This window comes from Escherichia sp. B1147, from assembly GCF_001660175.1.
GTDB classification, from domain to species: Bacteria; Pseudomonadota; Gammaproteobacteria; order Enterobacterales; family Enterobacteriaceae; genus Escherichia; species Escherichia whittamii.
The window spans coordinates 330,879-346,527 of the sequence record NZ_LFHY01000015.1; the positions used below are offsets into that span (position 1 = coordinate 330,879).

Genomic DNA, 15,649 nt, shown 5'->3' on the forward strand with positions numbered 1-15,649 from the left:
TTAATGTCAGTAAAGACAATATAAATAATATAAATTGTGAGTTAATTGTGAAAATTACAATCTCAGGTGTTGGTTATGTTGGCATGTCAATTGCAACATTGCTTTCACAAAAACACGATATTATTGCTCTGGATATAGATCTTGAGAAAGTTCAGTTAATTAATAAAAGGCTATCACCAATATGTGATCCTGAAATACAAGATTTTTTATCAAATAGAAAGTTGAATCTATATGCTACAACAGAAAAATATGAAGCTTATAGAGATGCTGATTATGTTATTATTTCGACACCAACCAATTATGACCCTATTAATAATAACTTCGATACACACTCTGTCAAATCAGTGGCATGTGACGTACTAAGTATAAATCCTGATGCAACTATCATAATCAAATCTACAGTCCCCGTCGGCTTTACTGAACGACTAAAACGCGATCTAAACACGAATAACATTATCTTTTCCCCTGAATTTTTACGTGAAGGTAAGGCTCTTTATGACAATCTATATCCATCTCGCATAGTTGTCGGAGAGCGTAGTGAACGAGCAAGAAAGTTCGCAGAGCTTCTCTGTGAAGGCGCTATAAAAAAAGATATTCCAATATTGTTAACGGATAGCACTGAAGCTGAAGCCATTAAACTTTTTGCAAATACTTATCTTGCAATGCGGATAGCTTATTTTAATGAGCTGGATACTTATGCTGCAGTTCATGGCTTAGATACAAAACAAATCATAGAGGGCGTTGGTTTAGATCCCAGAATTGGTCAACATTATAATAATCCTTCTTTTGGCTATGGAGGTTATTGTCTACCAAAGGACACTAAACAATTACTTGCAAATTATCGTGATGTTCCGCAGAACTTAATCCAGGCAATTGTCGATGCCAATACTACTCGAAAAGACTTTGTTGCGGAGGATATATTAAGTCGTAAACCAAAAGTTGTAGGAATCTATCGCCTCATAATGAAAGCAGGTAGTGATAACTTTAGAGCAAGTAGTATTCAAGGTGTAATGAAACGACTCAAAGCCAAAGGAATTGAGATAGTTGTGTATGAACCTGTACTAAAAGAATCGTATTTCTTTGGTTCTTATGTTGAGCGCGACATTAATGCGTTTAAAGAACGTGTTGATGTTATAGTAGCAAACCGTCGTACACAAGAATTAGAAGATGTAGGCGAGAAAATTTATACCCGTGATTTATTTGGTGTCGATTCTTAATTATGTTCAGGAATTTAAAATTCTTATGGCACTTAAAAAATAAACGATATGTTTATGCCTTAGCAGCAATACACGATGACTGCCAGTTTTGGCAGTCAAAACGTATCTTAGCAATGTATGATCTTAATATGTATTGGTCATTGCGTAATATCAACGATACACCGCCAGAATGGCGGTGTAAGTTAGCAGTTAAAGTGGCTAAAGTTGCTTGTGGTGACATAAGTCTAACTCCGGATTTATTAGCGAAATTTAAAAATGAATTCGCGGAAATATATCAAAGAGTTGAGTTGGCAAAAAACTTAGCATCATACTCTCCTGCGTTTTCTTTATCATTGTTAGATGATGTGGATAATTATCCTTTAGATTTATATGCAGCTCTTCAATTAAGAGTTGGCTTATCTAAAAGAGCCATATCAACACTTGCTCAGATTGATTCCAGTAGTATTGTTTCTTCTCCTGATATATTACTCTTGCAAAATAATGCTTTCAGGGAAGCACCAGAAATCTCTTTAAATAGACTTAACGCATACTATACTCATTTTGGTTTATCTCCGGTCGCGCTTGCAGACAATGCATCTCCCTTATCGCCTTGTAATGTTATTACATCGATTCCTTCTTCTACCCATACAGGCCCTTTGATTTCTATTTTAATGACAACATACAATACTGGCAGACGGGTGGAGAATGCAGTAATATCATTGCTTAATCAAACATATCGGTCATTTGAGCTAATTATTGTGGATGATGCCAGTACTGATGATACGTCATTACGCCTTAAAAGATTAGCATTCAAAGATAGTCGAATAAAAATTATTAAATTGCCTCAAAATGTTGGGACCTATGTTGCAAAACGAATAGGCTTGAAACAAGCAAGAGGAGAATTTGTGACATGCCATGATTCAGATGACTGGTCCCATCCTGAAAAATTATTTAGACAGATTTCACCTTTATTGTTAAACCCTAAACTAATTTGTTCGATCTCCGATTGGGTAAGGTTACAAGATAATGGGATTTTTTATGCGCGTGCGGTCTATCCACTAAAAAGACTGAATCCTTCTTCTTTGCTGTTTAGAAGGGCGGAGGTATTGCAAAGAGCGGGCGTTTGGGACTGCGTTAAAACTGGAGCTGATAGTGAATTCATTGCTCGGCTTAAGATAATTTTTGGCGCTTCCTCTATACATCGTATTAAATTGCCTTTGACACTAGGAAGTCATCGTACCGACTCGTTAATGAATTCACCTACCACAGGATATACATCTCAGGGCATTTCACTGGAACGCCAAAAATATTGGGATTCCTGGTCGCGATGGCACATTCAGGCGTTAAGAAATAAAGAAAGTCTTTACATCGGAAATTCTGATTTTACTAATAAAAATCGACCATTTTCTGCACCAGACTCAATATTAGTTGAAACTAATGCCATCAGAGCTGCATTACGAAGTGCTCATGTTAACTTTACTAGTATATAACTTATTACCAAATGTATAACCTATTCTATTTATTTTAATGTTTTTTTGTGTTTTCCAATTATAGCATATTGATTTTTATTTGATGGATGGGTACTAATGAATGATTATTTTAATGCCATTCATTGTAATGTTTTTTTTGATAGCATAATACAATCTTTTTTATCATTTTTTATCTTGTTAAAAACCATCTCCCCATAATAAACCCCATTAACCTGCGTCTTCACTAATAAATACCACCGAAACTTCTTAAACAGTTTCATATCCGGTTTAAAATCGGCCTGCCAGAACTGGTGCAAATGCCCTTGATACGTCAATCCCTTGATGTCGTACAGGGCATTGCCCATCACTTTGAGTGGTTTATTATGAATCAGCGCAGAGATCCCCGCCGTACTGTTAATCGTTACTACTGCTTTTGCGTGGCGTAATAATTCCGGCATCGGGAGATCGTGCACATAAATGACTCGCTCACCTAATCCATATTCCTTACTCAACCGTTTAATTAATGGTCGATAGAGTCTGTGACCACGATCCATCGGATGATGTTTGATCACCAAATAACTCTCTTTCGGCGCTTTACGCGAAAATGAGTACATGACTTCATTAATATAATCACGCACATCGTTATAATTGCTGTGGTTACGAATCTGGCTATCGTTATATACCTGCAAAACGGCAAGATAATAACGTTGATCCAGCTCATTCATTAACCTCGGCAATACCTTACGCTGTGTTACCTTGTAAAGTTGCTTGCGCCAGTATGCGCGAACCCAGCAACGAGCCTCATACCAGGGGGAAAACGATTTGTGGTGGCGGTAGCGAGGGAACTCATGACGGTAATGCCAGCCCATCAGGTAATACCACATCGCATGGCCTATACGTTTCATCGTTGAAGGTTTTAAGTTCTCAACGTGCGGCGCAGGCATATCTGGTAACTTACGATAAAAATCCGGATCGCGCGGTAGCGATGAATATGCGTTCACTCCGCCTTCTTCAACGGTAATAAATTGCGGGCGTAAATATCCTTCTTCAAATGCCATAAAGCGGATCCCTTTCGACTTTGCCCAGCGTTTTGCTTCTTTGTGCAATGGGCGGCAGTCACCAAAACAGAGAATGGTATCAAAGTCATATTGTCGGTGGAGATCTCGCAACCAACCAGGAAACTCTTTCGGCGTTTGGTAGTAAGCCAGGTATTGTCGATGGCGGCAGTAAAAACGATCACCGCCGTTGAATACGACATTCACAGCGCTACGACCTAATGACTCTAACCATTCGGCGACGTCATTGAAAAAAGGTCCCATCGGCCCCTGCAAAAGCAGATATTTTTTACCCGATAATAAAACGGTTAGTGCGTTGTCTGGCATAAATAATTTTTGTAATAGTCAATAATGAAATTGTTCAGCCAAATCTGACTTTGCAGAACATAATTAATTTGCGGTAATAGCGTATGACTCGCCCCGCTTTTTTTCGGGTAATAAACATCGGCTTGCGCGGCGTCTGGATCAAATATTCAGCCGCCTCTTCAACCGTAATAGGTTGTAGCCGTGTTGGGTGAATGTATGTTGGGTAAACAATCAACGCCTGATAGATCAAGTCTGCTAACGTTAATTCTCGCTCGCGGCGAGGGCAGTGATGTTCATCAATGGTTAAACCCCAACCGGCATAGAAGGGCAGGCCGTAACAATGAACTTGCTTGCCATGTAATAACGCTTCAAACCCCGACAGCGACGTCATGGTATGCACTTCATCTGCGCGCTGAATGCATTGAATAATATCTGCGTCCAGTGCCTGATAATCGGCAAGTTCAGCGATCAATTTAGCCGGAATATTGCCCTTGCGATTCCCCACTAATACATCCGGGTGCGGTTTATAAATGATGTAGGCGTGCGGGTTACGTTCACGTACGGTGCACAATAACTTAAGGTTGCTCTTAATCGAGACGGAGCCTGTTTTAATAGAGGCATCGTCCTCTACCTGCCCCGGCACCAGGATAACTTTTTTACCTTTGGCTTCGGCTGGCAGAGAGAAATCGGCTCCCAGGTTGTACTTGCTCAGTTTGCTTTCAACCAGTCGCTGGCGTAATTTTTCAGCTCGCATCTGCTGCGCCAGCGTTAACTGGCTGTGATTCAGCAGCACTTCCAGGTCGCTGGGGCGCGTGGCGTCATAGTAAATCCCGCGTTTATCCAGCACCAGCGATAGCGGCGGCAACAGGTCAGAGCCAAGTCCGGATGAACGCAGAAAACCATCTTCCATTCGCCATAACGGCAGTGATTTTCGCTGCGCTTCGGCCTGCCATTGCTGCTCTCCCTTTACACCCCATACCACGCAAGCGGTGGCCGCAGTACAGCGACGTGAATAACTCAGTCTGTTTGTCGCCGTTCGCAGAAAAGGTTTCAGGATCGCCGACTTCCACAGCGTTAAGCCTGGCGCCCATAAATAGCCATTACGCTGTTGCTGATGGTGGCGCTGTAATTGTAGCCATTGCAGCACGGTAAACAGATCGCTCGCGGCCCCCGTTTGCGGGTCGATATAGCGACAGTAACGCAGGTATGCTGCGGCAAAAAGTTCTTCCCGCGTGGCAGAACCGCGTCGGGCAGATAACAAAGCGGATTGCGGATGACGATCGTCGGTTAAGCCCCAGCCTGCATACCAGGGCTGACCGAAACATGTCACTGGTTTTCCTGCCAGCAAGGCTTCAAAGCCGTACTGGGAGGTCACGACGTAAACCCGGGAAACGTGCCGCAACAGCGATTGCGGGCTGACATTCTCGGCAATCAAACGTACTCGTTGCGTGGCGCGCAGGTCAGCGAAATAACCTGTTTTCTTTCCTTCCAGTACATCCGGATGCACCTTCACCCAAATTTCGGCTTGAGGATTTTCCGCCATTGCGGCTTCCAGCATGGCGGCAAACTCATGTGGGCCAGCATTGCCATAGGTCACGGACATATCATTAAATGTCTGATCGACAACCAGAACGATGTCTGCACGTTCCGGCTCATCAGCCACAAACGCAGGCGCCAGGTTATATTTCGACAAATCCCCGGTCACGATGGTGTGCATCGCTTCTCTGGCCTGGCTTATCAGCGCTGCATTTCCGGCTTTATCCTGTACCAGTTTCTCCAGCGCCGAAGGCTTGCTGGCATCGTAGTAAATGCCGCAATCGTCCACCACCAGGGAGAGCGGTGGCGCACCATTAACGCCAAGATCCAGCGAGCGCACAAATCCATCTTCCAGACGGATGACGGGTTTTCCCGCTGCTTTGGCGATTGCCACCGGTTTCGCCACGCTGGGGCGATGCCCCCACACGGCGATAGCATCGACGTTTTGCGGAACAGGGCGCAGCAGAGAAAGTTTCTGGCACGGCTGCGCCAGAAATTTCTCCAGATGTGGAATACGCCAGATGCCAGGCGAGTAAATGCCAATCATGCGTTTTCAGCCAGTTCCTGTGCCATCAGGGCGCGCACTTTTTCAAGGCATGCCAGTGTGTCGACGCCCGGCCCGGTTGCGGCAACCTCAAATGTGCGAATGTTGATCCCCGCGTTCATCAACCGTAGCTGCTCCAGTGACTCCGCCTGCTCCGGCATGGACTCCGGTAACTGACTGTAGTTTTGCAGCACTTCGCGACGATAAGCGTAAATACCAACGTGTTTCAGGTAGCGCGCTTTTTCAGCATTGCGCGGATAGGGAATCGGCGAACGGCTGAAATAAAGTGCATCATGGCGGGTATTTACCACCACTTTTACCGTGCTTGGCTCTGTCGCTTCTTCGGCAGAAATCGCGTGGCATAGCGTTGCCACTGGCAACGCGGGATCATCACGCATTCCTTGTAGCAACGTTTCTACATCCCGCGGGCGAATCATTGGTTCATCGCCCTGCAGGTTAATGTAGATATCTGCTTCCACCGTATGCATCACCTCGACCAGCCGATCGGTGCCGGAGTCATGATCGTTGCGCGTCATGATGGCTTTCCCGCCGAACGCCTGCACGGCCTGTTCAACGCGCGGGTCGTCTGTTGCCACCCAAACTTCCGCAACGCCCGCCACTTGTAACGCACGCTCGTAAACGTGCTGGATCATCGGTTTACCAACAATATCGAGCAGTGGCTTACCTGGCAGGCGCGAGGAGCCATAGCGAGCCGGAATGACAATAACTGCTTTGCTCATCTCAACTCCTTACAAAGACAGAATCACTTTTGCACCCACCGCCAGCTGATAGAGGATGGTGGAAATACCACGGGTAACTTCAATGTTTTTCGATTCATATTTCGGCAGAACCATAATCTCATCGCCCGGCTTGAGTGAATCCACATCTTCCGCGTTGACCGCAGCACCGTTCTGGCGAATGACGATAATTCTGGCGTTACCCGATTTCTGCGTCAGGCCACCGCATTTCTCGATGTAATCCTCGGTGGTCATACCCTTCTGCCAACTCACCGCGTTCGGGAACAGCACCTCGCCGTGAACCATAACCAGCGACGTTTTCTCCGGAATATTGATGACGTCGCCATCTTCCAGCAGAACAGAATCAATATTGGACTCGTTGAGGATCACTTCACCTTTCGGAACCACGGTGCGTGCTTTCGCCACAAAGCGGCTGATCAGTTGTGCTTCCTGCATACGCAGGCTGGCTTCTTCTTTGGTGGAGGACTGGGCAGAAAGTGACGCTTCCTCCAGCTTTTGCAGCGAGAGATTCAGCATCTCTTTCTGACGCTGAGCCACTGATGGGCGATAAAGCTGAACTGCGTTCATCTGCGACATGCTGTTCGGGCGGACTTTTTCCAGAACCGCACGCATGGTGGAGCCATAAGGCAGCACCATGGCATGTTCACCAGAGTGCGCGCCTTCAACCCGCACCTGAATGGTGCCGGCATAGCGGTCAGTGCTCACGATTAAGGTATCGCCGTTCTGCAACATGCGGCCTGGCGCAGAGCTTATCGGGTAGTATTCGCTACGTTTTTGCAGCCCCTGTTTACGCATAATCGTAATGTGCGTCGCACCAGGCTTAGGGCGCGCCCAGCTCAACGCTTCTGTTACAGGAATGCTGCTTTCGCGGAACTCAAAGTCGTAGCTGTTAAAGACATCGCCCTGAACGCTGAAAGTATGCTGACGCGGCCCAACGATGATGGTGTCACCATCGGCGAACTGCGAAAGCCCCAGTTTACCGTTCAGCAGGAAGTCATACAGGTTGACGTTGGAGCGCACGCGGTTGCCGCGCTTGACCACAATATCAACGTAACTTCCGCGCTCTGGATCAACGCCGCCAGCCTTGATCAGATAATTGAGTAACGAATCAGACGTCACACCGCCATACAGACCTGGATTACGCACAAAGCCGGTCACGTACACTTTTACTGGCTGCGCCTGTAATAAGGAGGCGTAGACGTTGACGTTGGACTGGTACACTTCCTTCACTTTGGATGTGACCAGAGTGTTCAACTGACTATTGCTTACCCCGGCAACTTTCACCGGACCGACGTTCGGCAGGAAAATATTACCTTTGGGATCAATCTGTAACGCACCATCAAAGGTGAACGCCCCCCACAAGCGAACCTGAATGCTATCGCCCGGATTCAGAATATAGTCAGGGTTGAATCCTACCGTCGCACCGCTATCCGCGCTGGTGCCATTAAATAGTTGGGCACCAAACATACGGCTCATCACCACCGGCGGCGCTGGCGGTGGGGTATTGTCGAAGCCGCTCATGTTTTGCGTATCCGACTTTTGTCCGCTCAGAATACCGGGCAGTGGCGCTGCTCCTGTCAGGTTTGGGTCAGCGTTAATATCAATGGCCGCGCTGGCCTGCGCCGCGTGACAGGCGGCAATCAGTAAAATTGATTTAAATAATTTCATCACAAACTCATTCAGCGACAGCGTTAATCTCGGTGATCTTCAATAACAGCCAGCAACAGTTTCAGGGTGCCGAACAGCAGGCAGCACACCAGTAACCAACAGGCGATCAAATAAGGGATGTTTGGAAAAGATGATTCCTGCGGCAACTGTGGCGAACTGATCACAGACAGCACCTTGAGCTTACGAGCCGCTTCTACACGGGTCTTTTCAATGGAGGTCAGGGTCAGTTTGTAGAGTTCGCTGTTGAACTCTACTTTTGATTTGATTTCTTCAAAATCCACCGCCATACGGTTTAATTTGTCACCTTGTGGCGCCGTGATTTTGCTTTTTTCTTCGTCGATTTGTGCCTGCAATGACTGAATCGCATTACGCGCACTTACCACTTGTGGCGCGTCTTCACGCAGATACGTCAGTAAGTTACGCAGGTCTGCTTCCATCTGGATCTTCTGACCCATCAGCGTATTGACTAACGTGCTCGCCGCCTCTGCCTGTGCCTGTGGATCCAGGACGTTGTTGCTATCCTGATAAGAGAGCAGCTCCGCTTTGCTGGCATCCAGACGCTGGCGTGCTTTTTCCATCTCGCTTTCTGCAAAGGCAAGCTGGTCACGCGCAATGCGATGTGACATCTCATTGATGAAGCGCTCTGACTCTTTCAGCACGGTCTGGTTAAACTTAAGCGCAAACTCCGGGCTAAAGCCCTGCGTCTGAATATTCAGCAATCCGGTTTTATCGTCATACGAAACGTTGATACGGTCCTTGTAGTACTTCAGGAAACCTTCTGCAGTTTCATCCTTGCTAAGATGATTAAGAAAATCGAGCCCGCTGTGGCTAAACGCTTCGCGAAAATTCAGTTGCTTATCTAACGCCGCCAGCATATCTGGAGAGTTGATGTACTCTTTCAGATACAGCGCATCTTCTGCGGAACTGGGGTTAGAGGCACCCAACAGCAGACCAAAATTTAAGCTGCCGCTGTTTAAATCATCTGAGCGTTTAATGGCAACTTTCGATTCGCTCATATAGCGAGGCTGGCTGAAGATAGCCAGATAGATCAGCAGCACTGCCATCGGTGCCAGAATGATGATTTTCGCCAGGTGTTTTTGGATATCTGCCAGGGAGATGGCAGACAAACGAGCACGCATCCAGGATACGGCAGACTTCACTTTTATCAACATGTAACGATTATCAGAGTTTCAGTGGGGCGCAAATTCAATGAGAGAGTTAACTCTCGCGCCCTGTTGCTTAATTAGTCGAAAATGCGCACAAGGCCAGTGACTTTGTTCGCCTTGTTGGTCACCAATAACGTCGAGACGCGGTGTTTTTGCATCTTTTCTTCCGCTTCGATGATCATGGTGTCTTCTGGCAACGTCAGCGGTTCACGCGTCATCATCTGCGCCGCCGTGGCGGATGTCAGAGAATCCTCTTTTTCCATAAAGCGACGCAGGTCACCGTCGGTGATAATGCCCGCCAGTTCGCCTTCTGCGTCTTCTACCATCACCATTCCCTGGCAACCGCTGGTGATACGTTGAATCACGGTTTTAAATGGCGCCTCCAGGTGAACCGAAGGGACATCATGCTGCATGACATCCGCAACGCGGGTCAGCAGGCGACGACCTAATGAACCGCCCGGGTGATAGCGCGCAAAATCATTCGGCATAAATTTGCGTTGGTGGATCATGGCAATCGCCAATGCATCGCCGATCGCCATGGTCAGCGTGGTCGACGTTGTTGGTGCAAGATTATTCGGGCAGGTTTCATTCGCCATGTGAAGTTCCAGCACGGCATCAGCATTTTTCGCCAGGGTAGAATTCCCATTATTGGTAATGGCGATAATCCGGTTGCCGAAATTCTTCAGTGACGGGACAAGCTTGAGGATTTCATCTGTTTCACCGCTGGCGGAAATAAGGATCAGAAGATCGTAGGGCGTAATCATGCCCAGATCGCCATGGAAAGCTTCTGCGGGATGAATAAAGAAACTCGGCGTACCTGTAGAGGCCAGCGTGGCAGACATTTTTCGACCAACATGCCCGGATTTACCCATCCCCGAAAGAATAACGTGTCCTTTACAATTAATGATCAATTCAAGAGCACGCTGGTACTGAGCGGAATCCAACTGTTTGGACAAGTTTTGTAATGCGGCACCTTGTTCTGCCAGAGTCTGGCAAATCGAAGTAATTAAATATGGATCGATAGTACTGCTCTGGTCATCAGGTAAATGTCTTTCAGACATATCAACTCCTTTGCTCGGAAATAATGCCATAGTCACAACAAACCCGAACCCACAATAAATTATTGATATTAAATCAATTAGTTATAACGAAGTCTTTTAATGAATATAAAACCATGGTCAGCCCATGCGCTTATGTAGGGCTTATCACCTTCTTATTAAGTCGCAATGTCTCGTGGAAGTGCGAAGATGCTGCAATATTACAGGCGAGAAGGGGGAACCAAATTTTGCCCACCTATTTAACACACCCCTACATTATGAACAAGGAATTTAGGATTTTTATCAATCCTTAAAATGTTTCGCGATTAACTATTGAGTCGAAAAACAATTTAGCGATTGATTGTTTGCTTGTAAAAAAAAGAACGTATGTCACTGTTATCAATAAATAAAACACGTCAGTAATGGCGATGATATTTAGTGATTAACTATTTAAGTTGGACATAATAAACATGTTGACAATCCCCTGGTAAAGCAGAAGAAAATAATAAAATTCTTGCGGTGAATATTGATCAATATGATAGTTTTGCGCTTGACTATTTATGGCGATAAATATGTTTTTAAATCCAGGTCACATTTATCACTGCGTATATTTTCTATGGAAACTATTTTTAAATTAAAAAATAATGGCGGGGATTATCACGCGTTAACCAATAGCTGCGCGCACTGGTAAGGAAGTGCCTCACATTAAGGCACTTCCGACAACCAACGAGGCCACTTTAGATTCAGAGTGGTTTGTTAATCGCGTCATAAAGATGGTTCAAGGTTGTTAAGCGCTTTCTGTATATTTCTCTCAGGCAGGGTTTGTCACTGCCACAATGGCGTCGTTCAGCCAGCCACTGTGCCTGTGATTCTTTTAGTTCCCCGGCGGCACCCATTGCGTAAAGTCCATGGAGGAATTTGTATTTAACGCTCATCTCCACATCCATGTCATTCAGGGTACGCGATGCACAAATCGCTTTTTCATCCGCACTGCGGGACTGGCGATAGTCAAAACTGGCTGCCGTGACAGAGAAAACAGGCAACGTAATGATGAGAAATGCCGTAAGTATATTTTTCACTGGCTGACTCCTTCAGATCGAAAAACTGGCCCTGGAGCCATGGTCAGGACTCTGTTTCTCGTCAACCTGAATCCTGTTGCTTCCCCGGTTTTTACTGACAGTTCACATTCGAAGTGAAACGTCGTCCAGTTAATACCCCTACGGTACTGGCCATTGCCTGTCAGTAGTGCAGGTGAAAGCAGCCTCTGCATATTATGTTTTCCCTGATCGAAAATAACCTTATCTACGTCGGGGTACTGCTTCTGCAGCTCTTTTAGGGCGAGCGGTCGGCAAATAAATTCGGCTACGCGTTGAGCTTCAGTCCAGTTGGTATCGACAAAATTACGGTCATTCTTCCCTTTTACCTCACGATTGATAACACTATTCAGATGTTCTACCTGGACAGAATTCAATGCGACGTTCGTTGCAAATGCAAATCCGGTATACATACAGGATATCGCAGTAATAACAACCAAATACTTACTAATCCGAAATACTCCATTACGCATAAGTACCTACTTTTACTGTGCAATTACAATGTCTATTTGAATATATGTGGTGAAAATAAATAATATGCTGCGCTGCGTCAATGTTTATGCGTAATCAAAGTATTCCTGAAGCAGTTTGCGGATGCAAAAAATGTAAAATTCCGATTTCCTGAAATAAAAGTACTAATAAATAAACTTTCTTTCTACGGTCTTTAACCTAATAGAAACTGGTTTGACTTTGAGCTGGGGGGCGAAAAGAGGAAATGCCAGAGAACGGTGAATATTCACGGTTTACTATAGTGATGGATTTTATATACAAACGAATTACTTTGATATTACATCGCAAAAACATTCAGGGCTGCTGCATGAGTATCATGAGGAGCGTTGTTATCTAATAAATAGGCATTTCGCACTTTGTACAATCTGGATTAGGGTATAAAAATAATTTAGTTACGTAATGAAAATATAATTAAGAACATATATAAATGCGTTTTTAATTAGTTGATATGTATGGGATTGTTCTTGTTGTTTGATAGCTTTCTTACTGTTTTTTAAATTCAATTTATTGATCTGTATTGTTTTTTTTGAACTTAATATTAGCCTGGTATTCGGTTAGGGAAATATTGTTGTTAATTTGACTTTAACTGAATTACGTGAGGGAAATATGAGTGACAGCTTCCAGCGGGAGATCCCGAAGGCCCGTATTAATCTAAAATTAGATTTGCATACAGGGGGCGCAAGCAAAAAAATGGAATTACCCCTTAAGTTACTTATTACGGGTGATTTCAGTAATGGTCAGGAATCCGCGCCATTATCAGAGCGTAAAAAGGTTAATCTTAACAAAAATAACTTTGATGCAGTCCTTTTTGATTATTCACCAAAAGTAAATCTTATCGTTAAAAATACACTTGCTGATGACGATAGCGAAGACAGCATCAACCTGACATTCCGCAGTATAAAGGATTTCTCCCCGGAACAAGTCTCCCGGCAAATACCGCAGCTGAAGGCCATGCTTTCCATGCGTAATTTACTTCGTGATTTAAAAGCAAATCTTCTGGATAACCAGGCTTTCCGCAAAGAACTGGAAAATATTCTGCTGGACCCGGCATTAAGCGCAGAACTCAGAGCCGAACTCTCAGCCCTGGCACCAAAACAGCCATAACGATTTAACGGATTAATAAGGAATATGTTGATGTCTGTAAATAATGAGAATGCCACTGGTGGCGAGAGTGTGGTCCTTGAACGTCCTGTGGCAAGTGGAGTTTATGCGTCCCTGTTGGAAAAAATTAATCTGAGTCCAGTATCAGAGTTGAGTGCACTGGATATCTGGCAGGATGCACAGGCGATGTCCTGATGACATCCAACCTCGGTAGCGACCACCTGATGCAGTTGCTGAACGAACAGCCGGAAGCCACCGAGGCCGACCTGCACGAACTGCTGCGCCCGATACTGCGCGACCACTTCCAGCCTGCGCTGCTCGCCCGTTTCCAGACCGTGATTTACCGTCCGCTGGTGGAAGCAGCGATGCACACAATTGTGGAGATGAAACTCTCCCAGGTCAGCAAGCGCTTACATCGTCACTATGGTCTGACTACGCAGATTGATGAAAGCCTGTTCGACGCGCTGACCGCTGCCTGCCTGCTACCGGACACCGGGGCGCGTAATGTTGACAGCCTACTCAACCAACAAATTCTGCCGATGCTGAGTCAGCAATTGCTGGTTCATATGGCGGCGAAAAAGAAACCACACTCCCTGGTGCTCTGCTGGAATGATGAAGAAGGGATTGTGCTGGAGTTTAAATATGACTGAAGGAACCTTATGAGTCTGACAGATACGCTGAAGAACGCGTTGTCTGCATTAACTGAAGGCGGGCTGAACCGCTACCGTCTGGACATTCCGTCCTGCGGTGCATTGCTGGATGTGGAGACATTCAGCGGTAAAGCGTTGTTGAAACTGCGAAACTTCCGTCTGCCAGATTCCATCTTCAGCACGGCGAAAGTGGCAGTGACAGACCCGGTCGCCAGCACAAACAGTGATGCAGCTGAGGTTAATTTATGAGCACGTTAAATGCCCTGGTTAGCGCTTGTCAGACAGAGCCGACAACACGCCTTGATGCTAGCCGTGAACGTGTGGCGCAGTGGAGCAATTGGCTGCAGCCGTTAGCCTGTCCATATTAGGATTGAGATCCTCAGTAATCTGAGCCTGCGTTTGCAACAACGGATGCGCTCACTCCCGCTGAAATACAGCGACCTTAGCCAACTGTATCGAGCAGAGCAGCTGCTTACCCGTTTGGGGATGGTTTTACAGCGCCTGGAGCTCAGACATCTTAGTCAGCTGGATACATTGCGTACCCTGATGCATAACAACGCTGTCAGGCTGGAGAACAGCGATGACACAATCTGCACAGGGGCGACAATTCAGTCGGGTATCGTTTCGCATGATCCGGTCATGAATGACGTGGGTATAACAACAGCTTCCCATACTGGTCGTTCGTTTGAAGATATCCGGGCGCCAGACAGTGCAGTGCAGTGGGTATATGTTACGCAGCCGAACGTGGAGGTACTGCCGGCAATACCTGCGCCAGTAAAAAAATGGAAATCTTTTGTCGGCGGGATGTGTACCATGCTGGTGATAGGTGCAGCAACGGTATGGGCCTGGCAGTTTTTTCATCGCCTGGACCCGTTACAAACCCAGTTTACTGCCTCTCTGGCACCGTTACCCGCAGTACTCACGCCTGAACAATTGGATCTATTGCGTCAGCAATCTCCGTTGCCACAAACTTTAATTACGCAAACACTGCAGCAGCTTACGTTTCTGGACAAGCTACCGCCGGACTGGCTCATAACCCGGGAAAGGCAGCTTGTCGAACAGGCCCAGGCGATATGGCCGGAGCGCGCAAAGCCCCTGATACAGCAGTGGCAGCAACAATTTAATATTGCTGCATTGCCAACAGGAAATTTGAATGGCTGGCATCAGGGAATGGTTACTCTACAGAAACTGAGTGAACGACTGAACGGGCTGGATGAGCATAAGGGGAAATACATGACGGTCAGTGAGCTGAAGTCAGTGGTGTTTTCAACGATGCAGTTTTTTAATCAATCCATTCCGGCTGAAGAGCAGCTGCGGATACTGGAACAGTCGTCGGCAGGACAACCGCTTCCTCCTGCCGCAGGGGCTGAGGCAGAGATGCACCTGAAACAGCTCATCACCAGATATGCCGACATTAGACAGAATGCTTTGAAGATAAAAGGCGCGAATGTTTATGAGTGACTTTGCCCTTTATCGGAATAACCATGCCTTCCGGGATTGGCGGCTGACTGAATATCACTATGAACGCTCGTAATAATCATTGAGCAATCTGATGCGCA

At 46.1% G+C, this 15,649-nt stretch carries 11 protein-coding genes and 3 pseudogenes; 7 read left to right on the forward strand and 7 right to left on the reverse strand.

Translation table 11 applies throughout. The features are described 5' to 3' along the window. The first annotated feature begins 47 nt into the window (after positions 1–47). Together A9180_RS16550 and A9180_RS23360 are read left to right on the forward strand one after the other, a co-directional pair. Entirely contained in the window at positions 48–1,217 is a 1,170-nt protein-coding gene (locus A9180_RS16550) for a nucleotide sugar dehydrogenase (protein ID WP_064529698.1), read from the forward strand. Between the two features lie 128 nt (positions 1,218–1,345). Continuing rightward, positions 1,346–2,686, forward strand: a complete 1,341-nt coding sequence (locus A9180_RS23360; protein ID WP_074399623.1) for a glycosyltransferase family 2 protein — start codon at positions 1,346–1,348, stop codon at positions 2,684–2,686. Between the two features lie 119 nt (positions 2,687–2,805). On the opposite strand, the gene A9180_RS16555 is transcribed toward A9180_RS23360, so the two are convergent. From A9180_RS16555 to A9180_RS16585, 7 genes are all read right to left on the reverse strand, one after another. Continuing rightward, complete coding sequence (locus A9180_RS16555; RefSeq protein ID WP_064529699.1) at positions 2,806–4,047, reverse strand: capsule biosynthesis protein; 1,242 nt, start codon at positions 4,045–4,047, stop codon at positions 2,806–2,808. A 34-nt stretch (positions 4,048–4,081) separates the two neighbouring features. After that, on the reverse strand, positions 4,082–6,109 hold the full coding sequence (locus A9180_RS16560) for a capsular polysaccharide biosynthesis protein (RefSeq protein WP_064529700.1): 2,028 nt from the start codon (positions 6,107–6,109) through the stop codon (positions 4,082–4,084). Next, complete coding sequence (gene kdsB / locus A9180_RS16565) at positions 6,106–6,846, reverse strand: 3-deoxy-manno-octulosonate cytidylyltransferase (protein ID WP_064529701.1); 741 nt, start codon at positions 6,844–6,846, stop codon at positions 6,106–6,108. Before kdsB ends, A9180_RS16560 begins: the two co-directional genes overlap by 4 nt. Positions 6,847–6,855: 9 nt before the next feature. Continuing rightward, on the reverse strand, positions 6,856–8,532 hold the full coding sequence (locus tag A9180_RS16570) for a polysaccharide biosynthesis/export family protein (protein ID WP_010348153.1): 1,677 nt from the start codon (positions 8,530–8,532) through the stop codon (positions 6,856–6,858). 23 nt (positions 8,533–8,555) lie between these two features. Then, positions 8,556–9,704, reverse strand: a complete 1,149-nt coding sequence (locus A9180_RS16575) for a capsule polysaccharide export inner-membrane protein kpsE (RefSeq protein ID WP_000905918.1) — start codon at positions 9,702–9,704, stop codon at positions 8,556–8,558. 71 nt (positions 9,705–9,775) lie between these two features. After that, positions 9,776–10,759 (reverse strand): SIS domain-containing protein, encoded by a 984-nt coding sequence (locus A9180_RS16580; protein ID WP_064529702.1) that lies wholly within the window; start codon positions 10,757–10,759, stop codon positions 9,776–9,778. 719 nt (positions 10,760–11,478) lie between these two features. Beyond that, positions 11,479–11,814, reverse strand: a complete 336-nt coding sequence (locus tag A9180_RS16585) for a lysozyme inhibitor LprI family protein (protein WP_064529703.1) — start codon at positions 11,812–11,814, stop codon at positions 11,479–11,481. A gap of 1,131 nt (positions 11,815–12,945) precedes the next feature. Between A9180_RS16585 and tssB the strand changes: the two genes are divergently transcribed. From tssB to A9180_RS16610, 5 genes and pseudogenes are all read left to right on the forward strand, one after another. After that, positions 12,946–13,443: a type VI secretion system contractile sheath small subunit gene (gene tssB / locus A9180_RS16595; protein ID WP_064529705.1), complete on the forward strand. Its 498-nt coding sequence runs from the start codon at positions 12,946–12,948 to the stop codon at positions 13,441–13,443. Positions 13,444–13,467: 24 nt separating this feature from the next. Then, positions 13,468–13,632: pseudogene (locus A9180_RS23365) on the forward strand (type VI secretion system contractile sheath large subunit); the annotation flags it as partial. Beyond that, positions 13,629–14,090, forward strand: a pseudogene (locus A9180_RS16600) (type VI secretion system ATPase TssH); the annotation flags it as partial. The pseudogenes A9180_RS23365 and A9180_RS16600, both read left to right, overlap by 4 nt. A gap of 9 nt (positions 14,091–14,099) precedes the next feature. Beyond that, positions 14,100–14,339, forward strand: a complete 240-nt coding sequence (locus tag A9180_RS16605; RefSeq protein WP_064529707.1) for a hypothetical protein — start codon at positions 14,100–14,102, stop codon at positions 14,337–14,339. 105 nt (positions 14,340–14,444) lie between these two features. After that, positions 14,445–15,551: pseudogene (locus A9180_RS16610) on the forward strand (VasL domain-containing protein); the annotation flags it as partial. Positions 15,552–15,649: the final 98 nt, after the last annotated feature.